General features: G+C 64.1%; 18 protein-coding genes. 5 read left to right on the forward strand and 13 right to left on the reverse strand.

All coding sequences use genetic code 11. The features are described from left to right. Positions 1-22: 22 nt before the first annotated feature. Positions 23-778 (reverse strand): L,D-transpeptidase family protein, encoded by a 756-nt coding sequence (locus DKB74_RS17490; RefSeq protein ID WP_109809515.1) that lies wholly within the window; start codon positions 776-778, stop codon positions 23-25. A gap of 273 nt (positions 779-1,051) precedes the next feature. On the opposite strand from DKB74_RS17490, the gene DKB74_RS17495 reads away from it, so the two are divergent. The 3 genes from DKB74_RS17495 to DKB74_RS17505 all read left to right on the forward strand — a co-directional run bounded on the left by DKB74_RS17495 (position 1,052) and on the right by DKB74_RS17505 (position 4,441). Next, positions 1,052-1,780, forward strand: coding sequence for a murein L,D-transpeptidase catalytic domain family protein (locus DKB74_RS17495; protein WP_239987584.1), 729 nt, complete (start codon positions 1,052-1,054; stop codon positions 1,778-1,780). Between the two features lie 112 nt (positions 1,781-1,892). Continuing rightward, positions 1,893-3,971, forward strand: coding sequence for an NAD(+) synthase (locus tag DKB74_RS17500; RefSeq protein ID WP_109809480.1), 2,079 nt, complete (start codon positions 1,893-1,895; stop codon positions 3,969-3,971). Continuing rightward, the gene (locus DKB74_RS17505) at positions 3,968-4,441 is read left to right on the forward strand and encodes a hypothetical protein (protein ID WP_109809481.1); all 474 of its coding nucleotides are present in this window, start codon (positions 3,968-3,970) and stop codon (positions 4,439-4,441) included. The genes DKB74_RS17500 and DKB74_RS17505 overlap by 4 nt, the downstream gene beginning before the upstream one ends. 98 nt (positions 4,442-4,539) lie before the next feature. Here DKB74_RS17505 and DKB74_RS17510 read toward each other — a convergent pair whose 3' ends face one another. From DKB74_RS17510 to DKB74_RS17565, 12 genes are all read right to left on the reverse strand, one after another. Further along, the gene (locus DKB74_RS17510; RefSeq protein WP_109809482.1) at positions 4,540-5,664 is read right to left on the reverse strand and encodes a transporter substrate-binding domain-containing protein; all 1,125 of its coding nucleotides are present in this window, start codon (positions 5,662-5,664) and stop codon (positions 4,540-4,542) included. Positions 5,665-5,738: 74 nt separating this feature from the next. Then, positions 5,739-7,283, reverse strand: coding sequence for a response regulator (locus DKB74_RS17515; RefSeq protein WP_239987585.1), 1,545 nt, complete (start codon positions 7,281-7,283; stop codon positions 5,739-5,741). Positions 7,284-7,433: 150 nt separating this feature from the next. Continuing rightward, the gene (mobA, locus tag DKB74_RS17520) at positions 7,434-7,952 is read right to left on the reverse strand and encodes a molybdenum cofactor guanylyltransferase (protein ID WP_109809516.1); all 519 of its coding nucleotides are present in this window, start codon (positions 7,950-7,952) and stop codon (positions 7,434-7,436) included. Further along, positions 7,949-8,752: a formate dehydrogenase accessory sulfurtransferase FdhD gene (gene fdhD, locus DKB74_RS17525; protein ID WP_239987586.1), complete on the reverse strand. Its 804-nt coding sequence runs from the start codon at positions 8,750-8,752 to the stop codon at positions 7,949-7,951. Before fdhD ends, mobA begins: the two co-directional genes overlap by 4 nt. Before the next feature lie 23 nt (positions 8,753-8,775). After that, a complete protein-coding gene (gene rutA / locus DKB74_RS17530) occupies positions 8,776-9,837 on the reverse strand; it encodes a pyrimidine utilization protein A (RefSeq protein WP_109809484.1) in 1,062 nt (353 codons plus the stop codon). A 3-nt stretch (positions 9,838-9,840) separates the two neighbouring features. Continuing rightward, positions 9,841-10,644 carry a pyrimidine utilization protein D gene (gene rutD, locus DKB74_RS17535; RefSeq protein WP_109809485.1) on the reverse strand — a complete coding sequence of 268 codons (804 nt, stop codon included), beginning with the start codon at positions 10,642-10,644 and terminating at the stop codon, positions 9,841-9,843. Continuing rightward, positions 10,644-11,027, reverse strand: coding sequence for a pyrimidine utilization protein C (gene rutC, locus DKB74_RS17540; RefSeq protein ID WP_109809486.1), 384 nt, complete (start codon positions 11,025-11,027; stop codon positions 10,644-10,646). Before rutC ends, rutD begins: the two co-directional genes overlap by 1 nt. Positions 11,028-11,082: 55 nt before the next feature. After that, positions 11,083-11,796 carry a pyrimidine utilization protein B gene (rutB, locus tag DKB74_RS17545; RefSeq protein ID WP_109809487.1) on the reverse strand — a complete coding sequence of 238 codons (714 nt, stop codon included), beginning with the start codon at positions 11,794-11,796 and terminating at the stop codon, positions 11,083-11,085. A gap of 83 nt (positions 11,797-11,879) precedes the next feature. After that, positions 11,880-13,463, reverse strand: coding sequence for a sensor histidine kinase (locus tag DKB74_RS17550; protein WP_239987587.1), 1,584 nt, complete (start codon positions 13,461-13,463; stop codon positions 11,880-11,882). Further along, on the reverse strand, positions 13,448-14,164 hold the full coding sequence (locus DKB74_RS17555; RefSeq protein WP_109809489.1) for a response regulator transcription factor: 717 nt from the start codon (positions 14,162-14,164) through the stop codon (positions 13,448-13,450). The genes DKB74_RS17550 and DKB74_RS17555 overlap by 16 nt, the downstream gene beginning before the upstream one ends. After that, positions 14,161-15,735, reverse strand: a complete 1,575-nt coding sequence (locus tag DKB74_RS17560; protein WP_161956903.1) for a DUF4153 domain-containing protein — start codon at positions 15,733-15,735, stop codon at positions 14,161-14,163. Before DKB74_RS17560 ends, DKB74_RS17555 begins: the two co-directional genes overlap by 4 nt. Before the next feature lie 200 nt (positions 15,736-15,935). Beyond that, positions 15,936-16,583, reverse strand: a complete 648-nt coding sequence (locus tag DKB74_RS17565; protein ID WP_109809491.1) for a TetR/AcrR family transcriptional regulator — start codon at positions 16,581-16,583, stop codon at positions 15,936-15,938. 108 nt (positions 16,584-16,691) lie between these two features. On the opposite strand from DKB74_RS17565, the gene DKB74_RS17570 reads away from it, so the two are divergent. Then, entirely contained in the window at positions 16,692-17,888 is a 1,197-nt protein-coding gene (locus tag DKB74_RS17570; protein ID WP_109809492.1) for an efflux RND transporter periplasmic adaptor subunit, read from the forward strand. 6 nt (positions 17,889-17,894) lie between these two features. Next, complete coding sequence (locus tag DKB74_RS17575) at positions 17,895-21,071, forward strand: efflux RND transporter permease subunit (RefSeq protein WP_109809493.1); 3,177 nt, start codon at positions 17,895-17,897, stop codon at positions 21,069-21,071. Positions 21,072-21,073: the final 2 nt, after the last annotated feature.

The raw sequence follows: 21,073 nt of genomic DNA on the forward strand, positions 1-21,073 counted from the left end.
GCAAGCGATTTCAGACGCGGCGTTATTTGCCCGGAATACCGCTTCCCCGCTTGGCCGGGCCGGACGAGGTCGAATCGCCACGATCGGGCGCCGGTCCTTCGGCCCAGCTACCACCCATTGGCGCCGGTCCGGGCCAGACTTCATTGTCGGCGACGACCACGTTGAACGCCTCTCCGCCGACATGCCCGTCGACCAGAATCGGCGGCGCCCAGACGCCGCCGGGATCGACCACCGCCTGATCGGTAATGGTGACAAGGCTGCCGCGCTCGGTCATGCGGAACAGCCGGCGCGCGAATTCGCGCGGCAGGCGGATGCAGCCATGCGACGCCGGACGCCCCGGATTATGCCCGGCATGAAGTGCGATGCCGTCCCAGGTCAGCCGCTGCATGAACGGCATCGGCGCATTGCTGTAGATATTCGAACGGTGGAATTCCGCTTTCTGGAGAATCGGGAATTCGCCCGTCGGGGTTTCGTGCCCGGCCATGCCGGTCGAAACCGTGGCGACGCCGATCAACAGCCCGCCACGATAGACATAGGCGCGTTGTTCGGGAATGCTGATCGTCACCGACACAGCGTCGCCGATGCCGGTCGAAACGCGCGAAGTCGCGCCGTCGAACCAGCGATACTGGCCGGGCCGCAGCGATTCGATCTCGCGTGCGTTGGGCATTTCCGTTCCGGTCCCGACAGCGGTCATCACCTGTGCCGATGCCGGAACCGCCGGCAACAACAGCAGCGAGCTCGCCAAAATCGAGAATCCACGAAGGGTGGCAATCGCCATCATCGTCCCCAGCTTGCGCCCATACAGAGCGACCTCAATGATTCGTTAACCATTTAACGCTGCAATAGACAATGGGTGCCATCCGATGGCGCCTTGCTCCGGACCGCCAGTCCCGGAACGACGCAGTTTGAAACGCCCGGAGTTCCCGCGAAACCGAGCAAAGTCGGCGAAACGGGCATCGGGCACGCCGAACCGTGGAGAATGGGACACAGGTTCTGGGAATATTCGCGACGGAATTTGATATAAGGACGCGTAGCGGGACAAGGAACGGGCATGAAATCTTCTATGCAGGATGGCCTTGATTCGGTGCGGACGCGCCGGGCATTGCTTCGATCGGCTCTGGTAATGGCTGGCGGCGCCGCCGTTTCAGCCTGTGCGTCGCGAACAACCACGCTGGCCAGCGCGCCGATGATTCCCGTACCCGAACCCCTGCCCCCCGCACCGATGGTGCCCGCCGTGGTGGTGGCGCAGCGGCCCAAGGCGCCCGCTGGCGTGCGGCAGGACCTGTTCGAACGGGCGATCGCCGCGCTCGACCGCCATTCGATGCGGATTCCCAATCACGACAAGATGGCGATCATCGATTTCGACAATCATTCGGCAACGCCGCGCTTTCACGTGATCACGCTGGGCGATGGTCAGGTGACTTCCTATCTGGTGTCGCACGGCAGCGGATCGGACCCCGAACATACCGGGTGGCTGCAGCATTTCTCGAATATTCCCGGATCGAATGCGACGAGCGAAGGCGCCTATGTCGCGTCCGAATATTATGTCGGCCAGCACGATCTTTCGCAGCGGCTCGACGGACTGGACCACACCAACAACAATGCGCGCGACCGTGCGATCGTGGTGCATGGCGCGTGGTACGCCAACAGCGACATGATCGACAAATGGGGCAAGCTGGGCCGCAGCCAGGGCTGTTTCGCGGTCGGCGAGAATGTGCTGCCGGTCGTGTTCGATCAGCTCGGCCAGGGCCGGATGATCTACGCATCGAAGGTCGCCTGACCCCGCATCGGGCAAACCGGAAGGACTGGCAGCGGCCGCCCTTCCCCTCTATCAGTTCCGGCATGACACCGATGCCGAACCCGCGCCGCATGGCTGAACGAAAGGCCCGCTGATGGCGCGCGAAGCGACCGGTGCGCATCCTTTTTATTCGCTGCACCGACACGGGATGCTGCGTGTCGGCACCTGCACGCCGATCGCCACGGTCGGCGATCCCGCGGCCAATGCCGCCGCGACGATCGAACTGGCGAAACATGGCGGACAGGCGGGCGCCGACCTGCTGGTCTTTCCCGAACTCAACGTCACTTCCTATGCGATCGACGATCTGCATCTTCAGGATGCGCTGATCGACGCGACCGAAGCGGGACTGGCGAACATCGTCGCCGCCAGCGCGAAGCTGAAGCCCGTGCTGCTGGTCGGGGCGGCGCTGCGACGCAACGGGCGGCTGTATAATTGCGCGGTCGCAATCGCGCGCGGGCGCGTGCTGGGGGTGATCCCCAAACAATATCTGCCCAATTATCGCGAATATTATGAAAAGCGCTGGTTCGCGCCGGGGCTGGGCCTCACCGGGCTGTCGATCGATGTCGCGGGTCAGAATGCGCCGTTCGGAACCGATCTGATCTTCGCGGCGAGCGACTTGCCTGATTTCGTGTTTCACGCCGAAATCTGCGAGGATTTCTGGGCCCCGACGCCGCCCTCCACGATCGCTGCGCTCGCTGGCGCGCTGGTCCTGTGCAACCTTTCGGCATCGAACATCACCATCGGCAAAAGCCGCGAGCGACAAATGCTGTGCGAATCCCAGTCGGCGCGGACGGTTTCGGCCTATCTCTATTCCGCCGCCGGGCCCGGCGAGAGCACCACCGATCTGGCCTGGGACGGTCAGGGCATGATTTATGAATTCGGTACGAGCCTGGCCCAATCGGGCCGGTTCGATCTGGCAACCGAGATCATTGTCGCCGATATCGACCTTGAGCGGTTGCGGCTCGAACGGATGCGCTTTCCGACGTTCAACGATGCCGCCGCCAATGCCGGCCATCCCGAAACGCGCTTTCGCCGGATCACCTTTACCCATCAGCCAGATTTTGCCGATATCGGCCTGCAACGATCGATCCGTCGCTTTCCGTTCGTTCCCGACGCGCCGGCGATGCTCGAAGAGGATTGCTACGAAGCCTTCAACATCCAGGTCGAGGGGCTGCGCAAGCGAGTCGCGGCAACCGGCGCGAAGACATTGGTGATCGGCGTATCGGGCGGGCTCGATTCAACCCACGCGCTGATCGTTGCGGCCAAGGCGATGGACCGGCTGGAACGCCCGCGATCCGACATCCTGGCCTTCACCATGCCGGGTTTTGCCACCAGCGATGAAACGAGGGCGAATGCCTGGGCGCTGATGAAGGCGCTGGGCGTCACGGGTGACGAAATCGATATCCGCCCGGCCGCGCGCCAGATGCTGGCCGATATGGGGCATCCCTTTGCCGACGGCGAACCCCAATATGACGTGACGTTCGAAAATGTGCAGGCGGGGCTGCGCACCGATTATCTGTTCCGACTGGCGAACCAGCGCGGCGGATTCGTGATCGGCACGGGTGACCTGTCCGAAATGGCACTCGGCTGGTGCACTTATGGCGTCGGCGACCAGATGAGCCATTATGCCGTCAACACCGGCGTGCCCAAGACGCTGATCCAGTATCTGATCCGCTGGACAGTCGAGAGCGGCCAGTTCGACGCGGCGACCGGCGAGGTGCTGACCGCGATCCTGGGCACCGAAATCTCGCCCGAGCTGGTGCCCGCCGATGCCGATGGGAAGATTCAGAGCACGCAGGACCGGATCGGGCCCTATGAGCTGCATGATTTCTTCCTCCATTATGTCGTGCGGCAGGGGCTGCGCCCGTCGAAGATCGCCTTTCTTGCCTGGCATGCCTGGCACGATGCACAGGCGGGGCACTGGCCGGTGGGTTTCCCGCACGAAGCACGCAATTGCTATGATCTGGCGACCATCGCGAAGTGGCTTGAGATCTTTCTCGACCGCTTCTTCCGCACCAGCCAGTTCAAACGCTCCGCCATCCCCAACGGGCCGAAAGTCTCTCCGGCCGGCGCACTCAGCCCGCGCGGCGACTGGCGTGCGCCGTCCGACGGAACGGCGCGTCCGTGGATCGACGAATTGAAATCCGGTTTGCCCGAGGAGGCCTCGCCATGAAACCCTTGTTGATCGGGCTGTTTTTTCTTATCGCTTCGGCCTTGCCCGCCAAGGCGCAAAAGCTCCCCGTATCGTGGGGGATGTCCCCGGAAGAAGTGATCGCGAGCGTCCCCGGTGCTAAATCCATCGCGCATGACCCGTCACGCGATATGATTGGACTGCATGCGCTGGTGGAAGCCCCCTATTTGGAAGATGGCGTGGCCTATCGGGCGGAATTCTATTTCGATCCGTCGTTGCGAACGCTGCGCGCGGTGAATTCGCTTTTGATAGGCAACGGAACCTGTTCGACGGTACGGGATCGACTCATCGCCCAATACGGACCCGGCCAATCGAACGTGGATCGAAGCGGATCCGCGCGAACGACCCAGCTGGTTTGGGATCTCGATTCGGGCGAAAAGCTAGTGTCTCTAGAGATTTCGATTCTCGGTGATTTCCGCGTGATATGCCGGGTCATCCGAATCTCCGAATGATGCGCCTGATGGCTCACCGGCTGACGGCGGTTCGCGGCGAGAGAAGCCGATCGCGTCAGCGAACAGGCTCAGACAGCCGAACCGCCGCGACGGGCCCGCTAATCCTCCTTGCCGAGGACGCGCGTCAGTTCGTTCGACCAGTCCCGACTTTCGATATGCTGCAGGATCGCGCGATTGATCGGTTCGCGCAGGGCGCTGCCCTGCGGCAAGGCGAATCCGTAATCCTGTCGCCCGAAACTGCCGGGCACGAGCCGCAGCGTATCGCCCAGATCGCCGCGAAGCAGATAGCGCAGCAGCGGGCGATCATAGACAAAGGCGTCGATCTTCCCATCGGCGACGGCCTGTAACCCGCTTTCGACGTCAGGATAGCCGGCAAAGCCGATCCCGCTTTCATGAAGCCATTCGTCCGCGGCCGATCCCCGGATCGACCCGACCGATGCCGAGGCGAGATCAGACGGGCCCTGAATCGAGCCGGCCAGCCGCCCCTCAGTCAGCGAAGACGCGATCATGCCGGTGAAGGTAGAGATGATCAGGATCGCGCCGAACATCCAGACCAGCGCGACCGCCTTGCCCGCCGCAGTACGCGGCGCCTTGTCGCCATAGCCGACGGTGGTCATCGTCACTGCGGCGAACCAGAAACCCGAAAAGATGCCGCCACGCGTGCTGCCGCCGAATTCGTCGGCGTTGGATTTCCGCTCGGCAAGCCAGAAGAGGACGCCGACGACCGCAAGCAGCGCGCTGAGCGCCAGTATCGCCTGCAAAAACCCCCAGCTGAAGAAATTGCGCAGCAGCATCAGCCAGCTGGGCGGTGCCTTGTCGACTGCGATTCCGAACCCGGTGGTGTAATAGGGATGGGTGAAATCGACCTTTGCCTCGCGCCCCGGGGTGATGGTGAGCGCACCGACGCTGGCATCGAAATCGCCCGATGCCACGCCCTCGACCATTCCGGAAAGGTCGGTCTCGCGCAGCTGATAGGCAATGCCGTTTTCCTCCGCCACTTGCGACCAGAGGTCGATGGCGAGCCCGCTCCAGCCGCCATCGGGATCATGGATGACGAAGGGCGGCGCCTCACGCGTCGCGATCGTCAGTATCTCGCCCTGGTCCGGCGCGACGGGGGCGGGATTCTGGGCCTGTGCGGCCAGCGGCAACAATAACGCGGATAGCGGGATCAAACGTCGGAAAAGGCGAGCGAAGGCAAAAGCGGTTTCCGTCAGTCCCGTCATGCGATGCGATACTCCGACCGTGGCAGATGCCGGAGGGCATAGCATATTTTCGACCGATAGGGTTTCCGTGCGATTCAGCTATCGAGCAGCGCCGTGATCCGCTGCAGCAATTCGCGGGTTTCGAACGGCTTGCGCAGGATCGAAAACCCCTTGCCGTCGATCGCGTCGAGCCGTTGCGAATCCGAAAATCCGGTGATGACGAGAATCGGCATGTCGGCGCCCATCTCGCGCACGCGCTCGGCCACTTCGGCCCCGTTCATCCGCGGCATCGCGAAATCGACGATCAGCAGGTCGGGCTGACGCTCCGCAACCAGTGTCGCGCCGCTGCTCCCATCGGGCGCCTGTTCGACGCGCGCGCCCGCCGCCGTCAGCGTTTCGGCAAGCGCGGTGCGCACTTCCTTGTCGTCATCGACCAGCACGATCGTGCGGCCGGACAGATCGAACACCGGTTCGTCTTCGCGCTGGCGCGTGCTGGCGCGGACAAGCGATGGCTTGGCAGCGCGCAGATAGAGCGTGATGCGCGTTCCCGCGCCCGGCGCGCTGTCGATATCCAGGCCCCCGCCCGATTGCGTGACGACGCCATAGACCATCGCCAGGCCCATGCCGGTCCCCTCGCCAATTTCCTTGGTCGAGAAAAACGGTTCGATCGCATGCTCGCGGGTTTCCGCGTCCATGCCGATGCCGGTATCGGCGACAGTGATCGCGACCCAGTCGCCCTTTGACAGGCCGGGGGGCTGAAATTGCGGGAGCGCCCTGGCGGAGATGCGCATCACCCCGCCCTGGGGCATCGCGTCGCGCGCATTGAAGGCGAGGTTGAGCAGCGCCAGTTCAAGCTGCATCGGATCGGTTTCGACAAACAGCGCCGGATCGATCGCGGCGATTTCGAGCTGCGAAATGGGGGAAACGGCGCGTTCGACCAGTTCGCGGACGCCGATGATCAGCCCGCGCAGTTCCACCGGCGCGATCTCAAGCCGCTGCTTGCGCGAAAAGGCGAGCAGCTGGCTGGTCAGCGAACGGCCCCGATCCACGGCATCGAGCGCCGATCCCGCCCAGCGGACGATGCGGTCGATATCGTCCGGCTTGCGCGCGATCAGTTCCAGATTGCCGGCGACTGCCTGAAGCAGATTGTTGAAGTCATGCGCGATACCGCCAGTCAGCTGACCGACCGCTTCGAGTTTCTGGAGCTGCAGCAATGCAGCCTCGGCGCGTTCGCGATTGCCGATTTCGGCGCGAAGTTCGGCGAGCGCGGCATCGCGCTCGACCACCATTTCCTGCAGTCGGTCATTCGCCTCCTGCAGCTTGCCGGCGGCCGGCAAGGCGATCATGCGCGGCAGCATCCGCCACATCACATAAGCCGCGACCACAGAGGCCAGCGCGGTGGCGACCTTGACCAGTGCTTCGAAACCATAGGCCGGATACCACAGAGTCACGACCGCGATCGCGTGAGTGATGCCGCACGCCAGGATGAACGCCGCGAAGCACCAGAACGCCAGACCGAACTGCATGTTGGCGCGGCGGCGAACAATTATCACCAACGCCAGAGCGATCGAAGAAAATGCGAGTGCGATCAGCGCATCGGCCACGAGCTGGGTCACCCATAAATGGGAGCGCCAGACCATAGAGTCGCCACGCGATAACAACTCCGAACCAACCAGACTGCTGAACACAATGGTCATATCGACCCCGAATCCTCTTCGCGCCCATCGGGCGTTCCGGCCTTTAGCGTAACTTCCGCCAACCGAAAAATACCAAGTTCAGCGTATTATTACTTAGGTGCGCAGTAACTTCAGGTCATCGGGATAGTTGATGTTCGCCAGCGTGGCACCGCCGCTCAGGGCATTCAGGCCCGTGCGCGAAGCCCAGCGCCGAACCGCGCGGTTGCCACCCTGCGCCAGATGCCGGTCGAGATCGGGCGCGAGCGCGGCGGGCCACAGGCCGATCACGGGCAGGTCCGCATAATAGCCGCCGGAGCCGAACCGGGCGGCAAGATCGTCGGGCAGTTGCGGGGTATCGCAACCGGCGGACAGCACCGCGTCATAGCCCTGCTCCGCCGCATGGTGCAGCGCCGCGTTCAGCCCGCCCAGCGGGCCAAGATCGGGGCCGGGCCGATCGGCCACCGCCACGCGCCCCGGCCAGTCGCGACCGCAGACGATCACGTCGTCGCATTGCCGCGCCAGACATTCGGCAACATGATCGAGCAGCGGCTTGCCCGCCAGCAGTGCAGCGGCCTTGTCGGTGCCGAAACGCGTCGACCGGCCGCCCGCCAATATCGCACCGAGCAGCTTCAAGCCGCCGCGCCCATCCACAAGAGCGAATCGGATCGCGCCAGTACCGCGAGCGCCAGTCCGGCATCGCGCGCACGCGACGCCGCCAGCGCAGTCGGCGCCGATATGGCGGCGAGCAGCGGGCAGCGCGCCAGCACTGCCTTTTCGACCAGCTCGAACGAGCAACGCGAACTGAGCAGCGCGAAACCGCCGTCCCATTCGAGCGCCTGCCGCGCCATCGCGCCGATCAGCTTGTCGAAGCCATTGTGGCGGCCGACATCCTCACGCACCAGCCGGATCGTGCCGTCGGCCGCGCAGAGCGCAGCGGCATGCGCCGCGCCGGTTTGGGCGTTTAGCGTCTGACGATCGCGCAGCGCGGCCAGCGCCGCAAAGATCGCGCCGGGTTCGGCCAGCACCGTTTCGGGCAGGTGCGGCAAGGGCCGCAACGCCGATTCGAGATTGTCGATGCCGCACAGCCCGCATGCCGAATCGGTGGCGCGGTGGCGCACCCGATCGACGACACGCGCCGCGCCCTCCCCCGCCAGCGTTGCGCGCAGGATGATACCGGTTTCGGTTTCGTGCGTGTCGATATCGGCAATGTCCTCCGCCCGTTCGGCAAGCCGCTCGGCGAGGAGGAAACCGGTCGCGAAATCCTCAAGATCGGCGGGCGTCGCCATCATCACGGCATAGCCGATACCATTGATTTCGATGGCGATCGGCACTTCGGCCGCCAGCATCCGGGTTACGGGTTCGGCAGCGCCATCGGCGGTAATGCGCGTGAAGCTGGCGGGTGCCGTGCGATCCATCGCCGCGACCATAGCCATGGCGGGAATCGCGGCAAGGGCCGTTACTTGCTGCGCGATTTCATCAGCGGCTGAATCCGGGTACCGAAATCCTCCACGCCCTGCACGAAATCGTCGAAGGTGAGCAGGACGCCGCCGGTATTGGGCACCTGGGCGATTTCATCGAGCATCCGTGCGACGCTTTCATAACTGCCGACCAACGTGCCCATATTGATGTTCACTGCCCCTTCCGGCGCGGCAAGCTGACGCACATTGGTGTCCTGGTTGTGGGTGTCCTTCGCGCCCTGATCGATCAGCCAGGAAATCGCCTCGACATCGACGCCGTCATTATAGGATTTCCACTTGGCCATCGCCTTTTCGTCGGTCTCGTCGGCGATCACCATCATCAGCACGAACACCGAGACATCGCGCCCGGTTTCGACGGTCTTGGCGGCGAGGCGATCATTATTGTCGGAAAATGCCCGGGGCGTGTTCACGCCCTTGCCGAGGCAAAAGGCATAGTCCGCCCATTTCGCCGAGAAAGCGAGCCCGGCGTCGGACGATCCGGCGCAGATGATCTTCATGTCCGCCTGTGGCTGGGGCCACACGCGGCAATCCTCCATCTGATAATAGCGGCCCTTGAAGTCGCTCGATCCGGTTTCCCACAGCTCGCGCAGCACATGGGCATATTCGTCGAGCATCTGGTACCGGTTTTTGAAATGCTCGTCGCCGGGCCAGACGCCCATTTGGGTATATTCGGGCGGTTGCCAGCCGGTGATCAGGTTGAGCCCGAAACGGCCATGGCTGATGCTGTCGATCGTGTTGCACATCCGCGCGGCAAAGGCAGGCGGGATGATCAATGTCGGGCAAGTCGCGAAGAGCTTTATCTTCTCGGTCACCGCCGCAAGCCCCGCCATCAGCGTGAAGCTCTCCAGCCCATATTCCCAGAATTGCGTCTTGCCGCCGAACCCGCGCAGCTTGATCATCGACAGGAGAAAGTCGAAGCCATGCGCCTCCGCCTTTTGCGCGATTTCCTTGTTGAGGTCGAAGCTGGGTTTGTATTGCGGCGCATTCTCCGAAATCAGCCAGCCATTATTGTTGATGGGAATGAAAACGCCGACCTGCATGGCTTAGTCCTCCACGGGGTAGCGACCTTGCAGCCATGCAAGGACGAGTTCGTTGAAACGTTCTGCTTGCGTAATATTACAGGCGTGCCCGCCCGTTGGCAGTATTGCGAGACACGCCGCGCCCAGTTCGCCAGCGAGCAGCTCGCCCGCCGATGAAGGCACCAGCATGTCGTCATCGGCGACCAGCACCAGAACCTTGTCGGCCAGCCCGGCGAGCTTTCCGCTTGCGTCGAAACTTGCAAGCGCCGCGATCCGCTTTTCCATCGTCTCGACACCCGGAAAGGCAGCCAGCTGATGCGGCAGTTCGGCATCCAGTTGATCACTATGCGCGCTGATCCAGTTCGCCGGATAGAGAAAGATCGGCTGCGCGCGCAGAAACGCTTCGACACCGCTGTGGCGCAGCAGGTTCAGCCGCGCCTCGAAACAGCGCAGAAAATGCGGATCGGGTTTCGCCCAGCCATTGACGACCACCATCCGATCGAGCCGCTCGGGGGCCTTGATCGCCAGTGCGAGCCCCGCGACGCCGCCTGCGGCATGGCCGACAATGCTGGCGCTGGGAATCGCGAGCGCATCCATCACCGCCAGGATATCGTCGGCGAAATCGGCAACCGATACCGTATCGGGCAAATGCCGGTCACTGCGCCCCGTGCCGCGATGATCATAGAGGATGACGCGGAAATGCCGGGCAAAGGCGTCCAGATTGGGCCGCCAATATTCGCCCGACCCGCCAAGGCCGGGCGACAGGATCAGCGGCGGTGCATCCTTCGGCCCGTGCGTTTCATAATAGAGCCCGGCGGTGTGGGGCATCAGCCGAGATACGCCACCGATGCGATTTCGACCAGGCAATCGGGCTTCACCAGTTCGCATTGCACGCAATAGCGCGCCGGCTTGGTGCCCGGAAAATACTCGGCATAGACGGTGTTGAACGCGGCATAATCGCCAAAGCTTTTGAGGAAGATGTGGTTCATCGCGATATCGGCCATGGTGCCGCCCGCCGCCTCGACGGTCGTTTTGATCGTTTCCAGCACCGCGCGCGCCTGTGCCGCCGCGTCGCCGACATGAAGCACCGTCCCGCCTTCGCCCAGCGCGAGGATGCCGGAGATGTAAAGCGTGTTCCCCGCCTTTGTCGCCGTTGAATAGGGCGCGATCGGCGTCGGGAATTGCGGCGGGTTTATCGCTTCGAAGGGCATGGTCTTCCTCGCTGATGACAACCGTTCGCCCTGAGCCAAACGGAGGTGGAAAAACTCATTCCGCGATCTGCCTCACGGCGCCGCAGAAATCGGAAACGGTCGACACCCAGCCGAAGAATTTCTCGACGTTATAGACCGTCGCCTGCTGGATGAAGTCGGGGCCGAGATGATGTGTCGCATCCTCCAGCAGGATCCCGAAATATTCGAGATGGAAGCCGTCGCGCAGCGTCGATTCGACGCAGACATTGGTGGCGATGCCGACGAAGACGATGGTCCTGATCCCGCGCGAGCGCAGCACGCTGTCGAGCTGCGAATTGAAGAAGGCGGAATAGCGTGTCTTGTGGACGCGGATGTCGCCCGGCTGCGGCGTCAGCGCATCGACCAGTTCATAATCCCATCCGCCGCGCGCAAGCAGCTTTCCCTTCAGCTCGGGCCGCGCGCGCATCGTCTTGAGCGCATTGGATTTGTGCCAGTTGGGCGAGCCCGGCCCGCCCGCTTCGACATAGTCGGCGTCCCAGCCATTTTGCAGGAAGATGACCGGCATGCCCGCGCCGCGCGCGACATCGAGCACCTGCGCGATCCGGCCGATGGTGCCCGCCGCGCCGGAAATATCGAACCCCGCCAGATCGACATAGCCGCCCTTCGACGCATAGGCGTTCTGCATGTCGATCACGACCACGGCCGTCGTCGCCGGATCGACCCGGATCGCCTCGGGCCGTGCAGGCAGCGCGACGCTGTTCGGGCCGGTGCCGGGATCGATCATGTCCATGGATAGCCAGCCCCTGTTGCAGCGCGCAAACGCAGAGTGTTCCGCAAAGCGGCCCCGCTGGCAAGGGGAGGATCGCAGCGGCGCTATGCCTCCCGCGTCGGCGCGACCGGCAGCGTCACGCGAAAGCGCGCGCCCGATTCGGACTCGATCAGCGCGATCGTCGCGCCGCTCGCGTGCAGCAGCGAGCGGACAATCGCCAGACCGAGCCCGGTTCCGCCGCTTCCGCGATGCGTGGTGAAAAAAGGTTCGAAGATGCGTCCGCGGTCGCCCGGCGCAATGCCGGGGCCGTTATCGCCGATTTCGACCGACAGCTGCGCCGCATCCGTCGTCACGGCTATTTCCACTGCCGAGGCACCGGCACGGGCGCTGTTGTCGATCAGCGTGGCGAGCAGGGTTTCGATCGTGACGGGGGGCACCGCGACCGGCGCAAGCGCATCGGGCGCGTCGAGCGACACATCGAGCCGGGCCGCCGCCGCCGCACGTCCGATCAGCAGGCGCAGGTCGCTGCGCGCATCGGGATCGCCGGGCGCCATGTCCGCGCGCGCCAGATCGAGCAGGCGCGAAACCAGCAGCGTCAGCCGCCCCGCATCGGCATCGGCATTGGCGAGGAAGCGGCGGCGCTCCTCTGCGCGCATCGTCGCGTCGTGATCCTGCAACAGTTCGATCGCGCCGCGTATCCCGGCAATCGGCGTCTTGAATTCATGGCTGACCGCATTGGCCAGATCGCGCAGATAGTGCGAGCGGCGATCGATCGCTTCGGCCATCGCCGCGAAATCGGCATAAAGCGCCTGAATTTCCACTGCGGCGGTGCGCGGCGCTTCGGGCACGCTGCCCCCGCCCCCGCCCGCCGCGACCGAGCGCGTCGCGCGCGCCAATGCCTCGATCGGGCGGCCGATGCCGCGCGACAGCACGCCGCTGAGAACGATGAGAATGCCGAGGATCGTCAGCACGCCGACGATGATGTTGATGCGATCCTCATAGAGTCCCTTGAACAGGGCGCGCGCCGTCCGCGAGACAAGCAGCACGCCGACCACGCGGCCATCGACGATGATCGGGCGCGCATGGTCGACGCGGATTGCGGCGGCGCGCGAAAGCCATTCGAACAGATAGACGGCACGATAGCCGGCATTGCGCCGCAACACGGTTTCGGGCCGGCCGGCGAGCGCCTCGCGCACTTCGGGCAGGTCGGCATAGCTGCGGCCCGCATCGGCGCCGGCGACCACCCTGCCCCGCGCGTCCAGAAATTCGATCGCGGCCAGCGTCGTATGGCCGGTGTGACGCAAAATGGGAACCAGGCGTTCGGATGTGGCAACGGCATCGGCGCTGACCGGTCCCGCAGCGGCCACCGGCGCCGGACGCGGCGGCAGGATCGGCGTGCTGCTGAGGTCGATCGTCGACGCTTCGGGTTGCACCTTGCCCCGGGCGGACATGGGAGACGCCCCCGGCCACAATGCCTCCGCCGACGCGGCGAGCGCCGCGCTCTGGGCGATCAGTTCCGCCTCGGTCTGGCGGACCAATGTGTTTTCGTAAACGCGCAGAAACACCGCGCCGACGCCAGGCAGCGCCGCGACCACGAACAAGGTCGCGAACAGGATGGTGCGCAGCCGCAGCGGCGGCCAGTGCCGCTTGAGCCATTCCTTGGGTGCGCGCGTCAATCGTCCGAGCACGAACCGAGCCGATAGCCGATGCCGGTCCGCGTTTCGATGACATTGTCCGCGCCCGCATCGGCGAATTTCGCGCGCAGGTTGCGGACATGGCTGTCGATCGTGCGATCGGTGAGCGCGAAGCCCGGGCCGCGCAGGCGATCGATGATGGCGTCGCGGCTGAACACCTTTGACGGCATCGCCGCGAGCGTGCGCAGGATCGAGAATTCGGTGACCGTCAGCGGGACTTCCCCGCCGTTCCATTCGGCCCGCCACCCGTCGAGATCGAGCGTCAGCTTGCCCGCGCGGATCGTCGCCGTCGCCTGAACCTCGGGCGGTGGCGGCGCAGCGGCGCGGCGCAGGATGGCGGTGATCCGCGCCACGACTTCGCGCGGGCTGAACGGCTTTACGACATAATCGTCGGCGCCCAGTTCGATGCCCAGAACGCGATCGATCTCTTCATCGCGCGAGGAAAGGAACAGCACCGGTACGTCACTGGCCGCGCGCAGGCGGCGGCACACCTCCAGCCCGTCCATGCGCGGCATGTTGATGTCGAGCACGACAAGGTGCGGCGCGGCGCTTTCGGCAAGCGCCAGCGCGGCTTCGCCATCCTCTGCCTCGATCGTGTCGAACCCGGCCTTGGCAAGCGCGAAGACCAGCAACTGTCGGATATGCGAGTCGTCGTCGACGACCAGAACGGTGCGGGGCATGGGGCATAGGATCATTGCGCGCTCCCTTGCGTCAATGGTCGTTCGTCGGAAACCGGCGGGGGCAGCGCGCTCCCGGTCGCTTCGCTTTCGGCGGAAGCAGCCGGAGCCGTCGGCTGTGGCGGGCGAAAGATGGTCCCGTCGCAATTGCGATTCAGCGCCGAAGGCCGTGAGACAATCGCGGGATTGCCCAGCATTTCCAGCGCGCGGCGCAACCGGCGCTGGTTGCGCCAGGTCCAGCTGTGCCAGTTATTCTGGCGATCGATTACGCGCACCAGCGCCGTGTCGCGAAGCCAGCGGACCTGCGCACGCAGTTTCGGATTTTCGACCCGCCGTTCAAGGTCGATCAGCGGCACCAGCGCGGATGCGTCCAACTGGTTCAGATAGCAAAGGTCGGTGAAGCTCGATCCGCCGGCAATATCGGCATGCCGCACGTTCCAGTGCGCCACGGTGGCGCGATAATCGACCACGCTCGACACCGCGAGCACCAGCGCCGCGGCAAGCGCATTGGCATTGATCAGCCAGCGCGCCGACAGGCCGAACATCAGCCGCCAGCAGATGAGGAACAGACCCACCGCGACCAGCCCCATCCACGCCAGCGCAGCCAGCCGCAACTGGGTCATGCCATAGGCATCGACGTAATCCATCGTGCGCAGGATGCTCGACGCGACGAGCAGGATGTTCTGCGCGGTCCAGAGGATGACGAGCCTACGCACCAGGCCGCTGCGCGCGGCGGTGCTGCCGGGGCGGAGCGCGACGAGCACGAACACCCCCGCGAGCAGCGCCGTGGCGATCAGCGTATAGGCGCTGCGATGCGCATAGTCGGCCAGCGTGATGTCGCCGGGCAGCGGCGCCCCGCTCCACAGGAACAGGATGTCGAGGCCATTTTGCAGCGCGAACACTGCGTTGAAGGTCAGCAGCGAGAGCGTCAGAGTCAGCACGGAAAGACTGAGCATCGGCAGCGGCTCGACCGGGGCGATATCAAGGTCGCGTGTTACCAGCGGATGCGGTCGCAGCACCGGCCAGACGGCAGCGAGAATGAAGCACCAGGAAATCCCGTGGACGATCAGCCAGCCGAGATCGGGAAGCTGAACCCGGCCCAGCGCGTCGGCGATCACGGGGTTGGCCTCGGCAAAAAGCGCCAGGAAAAATGCGCCGCCCAGCAACGGCAATATGGCAGCCGAAGCGATCGTCACCAGCCGCGACCTGGCGCCGCCCCGGCCAAGCCGCGCCAGCCGGATCAGGTCGATCAGCGGCGTGAACGGGCCGATGAGCCCCTGCAACGCAAGCCGCCCTGCCCATATCGCCGCATTGTCGAAGCGCCGCCGCACCAGCAGCCGCGAAAGCGTAACCGCGATCCCGAACAGGACGAACGCCAGGAAACCGGGCTGATCGATCAGCGCCAGAGCGAAGGCAGTGGCGGCAAGCAAGGCGATGACCGAGCGCCGTTTGCGCAGCACGGCAGGCACCGTCACGACCAGCACCGCCATCATCAGCATCGCGAAAAGGCCAAGCGTCGACCCCGGCCCATGTCCGAAAAACAGGAAATCGGCGGCCGCGACCAGTGCGACCGCCAGGGCGATCTTCAACCGAAAATCGTGGCGTGACCTGTTCGTGCGACGAAGCGCAGGCATGATATTCTCCCCGATGGTTCGGGGAGGTATGTGCCGCATGCGTGTCCAGCCGGTGCTTCAGCCGCGATCAAGATGCCGATCAGTGGATGTGGAGATTTCGTGCAGGCCTCTTGTGCACTGCAGCATTCACGCCCATCTTCCTTGTCGATCGCGTCTCAAAGTACGTCGTCGTCATCGAGCAGCAGTTCGATGCTTCGGTCGATCACCTTGAGCATCAGCTGGTTTCGCCGCTCGACATCGAAATTGGGGTTCAGGATATGGCGCAGTTTCATGCCCATCCCAAGCGCGAGAATAAGCTCGGTAATCTGTTCGCGCTCGCCCGCGCTTTCAGGCCAGGGCGCGAGCGCCTGCAGCGCAGACGACAGCGATTTGCGCACCCGCTGATCGATCGAGCGATGAATATTGGCGATGCGTTCATTGTGCGCCGCCTCCGCGACGATTTCGGCAAACATGCACGCATCGCGCACCGCGACGACCGGGTCATGCTTGGCACCGATGCCACGAACCCATGCCCGCACCGTGTCGAGATCCTCGGTTTCCACCGCTTCGGCGAGTTCGTCCTCGCGCAGCATCTTGGAAACATCGGCCTCGACGATCGCCGCGATAATGTCCTCCTTGCAGGTAAAGTCGCGATAAATCTGCCCGACCTTCACCTGCGAAACTTCCGCGATCTGCGCCATTCCGGTTCGGTGAAAGCCGCGCTCGATAAACAATGCGCGCGCGACTTCCAGCAAATGCTTGCGGCGCGCATCGGCGCGACCGGCCGGCGCGGCGCAACTTTCCTGAGAAATTTCAAGTTTCATTCTGCATCCTCGTTCCGCCCCCTTGCCTGCTGCGTATTTTTACGTTAGCTGGCCCACGATTGTGAGTGATCGTTCACTCACATATACCTCAAAGCTCAGGCCAACGCTATGAAGAAATTCGCCCTTTTTGCGGGACTCGCACTAATGCTCGCCGGTTGCGGTGGCGGTGGCCAGGGTCAACAACAGGCCGGTGGGCCTCCCCAGGTCTTTTACGAGACCGTAAAGACCAGCAATGTCACGCTCGACACCGAGCTTCCGGGCCGGACCAGCGCCTATGAAGTTTCCGAGGTCCGGCCTCAGGTAAACGGTATCATCACCGCGCGGCTGTTCCAGGAAGGCCAGATGGTCGGGCGCGGCCAGCCGCTCTATCGCATCGATTCGGCCCCCTATGCCGCACAGGTGGCAAGCGCCCGGGCGGCGCTGGCCCGCGCACAGGCGTCGATCGCATCGAGCGAAGCGCTGGCACGTCGCTATGGCGAGCTGGTCGAGATCAACGCGATTTCGCGCCAGGAATATGACAATGCGGTCGCCGCCGCCAATCAGGCCAAGGCCGATGTCGCGGCACAGCGCGCCGCGCTGCAGAGCGCGCAGATCAACCTCGCCCGCACCACGATCCGCGCGCCGATCGCCGGCCGTATCGGTCGTTCGACCTATACCACCGGCGCATTGGTGACCGCGTCGCAGCCCGATGCGCTGGCGACGATCCAGCGGCTCGATCCGGTCTATGTCGACATTCAGCAATCCAGCGCGGACATTCTGCGCCTACGGCGCCAGCTGGCGTCGGGCGACCTGCTTCGTGAAGACGGTGCCGCGCGCGTGCGCCTGATGCTGGAAGACGGCACGCAATACCCGATCGAAGGAACGATGAAGTTCACGGACGTGTCGGTCGATCCGGGCAGCGGCAGCCAGGTGATACGCGCCGTGTTCGCCAATCCGCAGGGCCTGCTCCTTCCCGGCATGTTCGTTCGCGCACAAGTGGTCGAAGGGACGCGCCAGAACGCCATGCTCGTTTCCCAGCGCGCGGTGTCGCGCGATGCGAAGGGCAATGCCACGGTCATGGTCGTCGGCGCCGATGGCAAGCTCGAACCGCGCACGATCGTCGCCAGCCGCACCGTCGGTCAGGACTGGATCGTCGAAAGCGGGTTGAAGCCGGGCGACAAGGTCATTGTCGAAGGCGCGCAGAACCTGCCCCCCGGCACCCCGGTTCAGGCATCTCCGTACAAGGAAAACGCATCGCCCCAGGGCGGCAACCCGCAAGCCAATGGTGCGCAGGCCGCACCGGGCGGCGCGGAAAAGGCAGAGTAACGCCGCATGTCCCGTTTTTTCATCGATCGACCGATCTTCGCATGGGTCATCGCCATCGTCCTGATGCTCGCCGGGGGGATCGCGATCCGCCAGCTCCCGGTCGCGCAGTTTCCGACGGTCGCCGCTCCGGCGATCGCGATCAATGTCAGCTATCCCGGTGCCGACGCCGAAACGCTGGAGAAAACCACGACTCAGGTCATTGAGCAGCAGCTCAAGGGCCTCGACCATCTGCGCTATTTCACATCGTCCTCCACCTCTGCCGGCACGGCGTCGATCACGCTGACGTTCGAACAGGGCACCGACGCGGACATCGCCCAGGTTCAGGTGCAGAACAAGGTGCAGGCCGCCACGCCGCAGCTTCCCCAGGAAGTGCAGCGCCAGGGCGTTCAGGTCAATAAATCGGCAGCCAGCCTGCTGATGGTGGTCGGCATATATTCGGAAGACGGATCGCATAGTCCGAGCGATCTGGCCGACTATATCATCTCCAATGTGCAGGACCCGGTCAGCCGCGTTGACGGCGTGGGGCAGCTGGAGGTGTTCGGATCGCAATATGCGATGCGCATCTGGATCGACCCGGTCAAACTGGCGGGATACAAGCTGAGCATTCCGGAAGTGGTTTCCGCCATTTCCGCACAGAATGTCCAGGTATCGGCTGGCCAGATCGGCGCCCTGCCCGCGCCCGAAAGCCAGATGCTGAACGCTGCAGTTTCGGTGGAATCGCGCCTTCAGACGCCCGAGCAGTTCGGCAACATCCGGCTGCGCACCGACGGCGACGGCGCCGTGGTGCGCCTGCGCGACGTTGCGCGCGTGGAACTGGGCGCCGAAAACTATGCGTTCGATGGCCGGTATAACGGCCTTCCCGCAGCCGGTGTCGGCGTACAGCTCGCGCCCGGCGCCAATGCGCTGAACACCGTCGAGGCGGTCAAGCAGCGCGTCAGCGAGATTGCGCGCGATTTCCCGTCCGACATCAAGGTCGTCTATCCGGTCGATTCATCGGAATTTGTCCGCCTGTCGATCAAGCAGGTCATCGAAACCCTGTTCGAAGCCGTCGTGCTCGTCTTTCTGGTGATGTTCCTGTTCCTGCAGAACTGGCGCGCCACGCTCATTCCCACGATCGCGGTTCCGGTGGTGCTGCTGGGCACGTTCGCGATCATGCTGGCCGCGGGATATTCGATCAACACCCTCACCCTGTTCGGGATGGTGCTGGCAATCGGCCTGTTGGTCGACGACGCGATCGTCGTCGTCGAAAATGTCGAACGCCTGATCCAGACCGAACATTTGTCGCCCAAGGAAGCGGCGCGCAAATCGATGGACGAGATCACCAACGCGCTGATCGGCGTCGCTCTGGTGCTCTCTGCCGTGTTCCTGCCGATGGCATTCTTCGGCGGGTCGACCGGCGTGATCTATCGCCAGTTTTCGATCACGATCGTTTCGGCGATGGTGCTGTCGATCCTGGTGGCGCTGATCCTGACGCCCGCCTTGTGCGCGACGATCCTCAAACCGCATGATCCGAACAAGGTGCCCGGAAAGGGCGGCCCGCTGTCGCGGTTCTTCCACTGGTTCAACGACCGGTTCGACAACGGACAGCGGCGTTATGAAAAGGGCGTTCGCACCACAGCGCGCAGCTGGAAGCGTTCGGGGCTGGTCTATCTGCTGATCGTCGGCGGCATGATGCTGCTGTTCGCCAGGCTGCCCAGCGGCTTCCTGCCCGACGAGGACCAGGGCATGGTCTTCACGCTGGTCCAGGGGCCGTCGGGTGCCACGAAAGCGCGCACCGACGACGCACTGACCGTGGTCCGCAACCATTTTCTGGAGCAGGAAAAGGACGCAGTCGCCGGGGTGTTCACCATCAGCGGCTTCTCCTTCGCCGGTCAGGGTCAGAATGCGGGCGTCGCCTTTGTCCAGCTGAAGCCCTGGGACGAGCGCGGCCCCGCGCAAAGCGCACAGGCTGTCGCCGGCCGGGCGTTCGGCGCATTTTCGCAATATCACGACGCGATGATCTTTCCGATCGTGCCGCCCGCCGTCATGGAACTGGGCAACGCCACCGGCTTTGACCTGCAACTCGTCGACACCGGCAATATCGGGCATGAGGCGCTGATCAACGCGCGCAACATGTTGCTGGGCATGGCATCGCAGAACCCGAACGTGATGCAGGTTCGCCCGATGAGCCTGGAGGATGCCCCGCAGCTCAAGGTCGAGATCGATCAGGACAAGGCGCAGACGATGGGCCTTGATCTGAACGTCGTCGATTCCACGATTTCGGCGGCCTGGGGCGGTCAATATGTCAACGACTTCATCGACCGTGGTCGCGTGAAGCGCGTCTATCTGCAGGCCGACCAGCAATATCGCATGGCGCCCGAAGACCTGAACGCTCTCTATGTCCCCAATGCCAAGGGCGACATGGTGCCCTTCTCGTCCTTCGCGACGCTCAGCTGGACACAGGCTCCGGTTCAGCTGACCCGCTTCAACGGGCGGCCGGCGATCCAGCTTCAGGGCTCGCCCGCGCCCGGCGTGAGCACCGGCGCCGCGATGCAGGCAATGGCGGAAATGCAGGCCAAGCTGCCACCCGGCACGACGCTGGAATGGTCCGGCCTCTCCTATGAGGAGCAGAGCGCGGGCGGTCAGGCACTGGCGCTCTACGGCCTCTCGCTGCTGATCGTGTTCCTGTCGCTTGCCGCGCTCTATGAAAGCTGGTCGGTGCCGCTGTCGGTGATCCTGGTGGTTCCGCTGGGCGTGATCGGGGCGGTGATCGCCGCGACGCTTACGGGACTTCAGAACGACGTTTATCTTCAGGTCGGCCTGATCACCACGATCGGTGTGGCCACCAAGAACGCGATCCTGATCGTCGAGTTCGCCGAAGAACGCGTCCGTGCCGGCATGCATGCATTCGACGCGGCAATCGCAGCGGCAAAGCTGCGACTGCGGCCGATCCTGATGACCAGCCTTGCCTTCACCCTGGGCGTCCTGCCGCTCGCACTCACCACCGGCGCCGGTGCCGGCGGACAGAATGCGATCGGCCGCGCAGTGGTCGGCGGCATGGTGACCGCGACCGTGCTGGCAATCTTCTTCGTCCCGATGCTGTTCGTGGTCATCGCCCGGCTGTTCGGCCACGGCCAGCAGGGAACGCATGAGGATCCCCTCGATCACGGCTCCGAATCCGGCCACGCGCCGCAGGAGGCATAAAG

This window comes from Stakelama portus (assembly GCF_003171655.1).
Classification (GTDB): domain Bacteria; phylum Pseudomonadota; class Alphaproteobacteria; order Sphingomonadales; family Sphingomonadaceae; genus Sphingomonas; species Sphingomonas portus.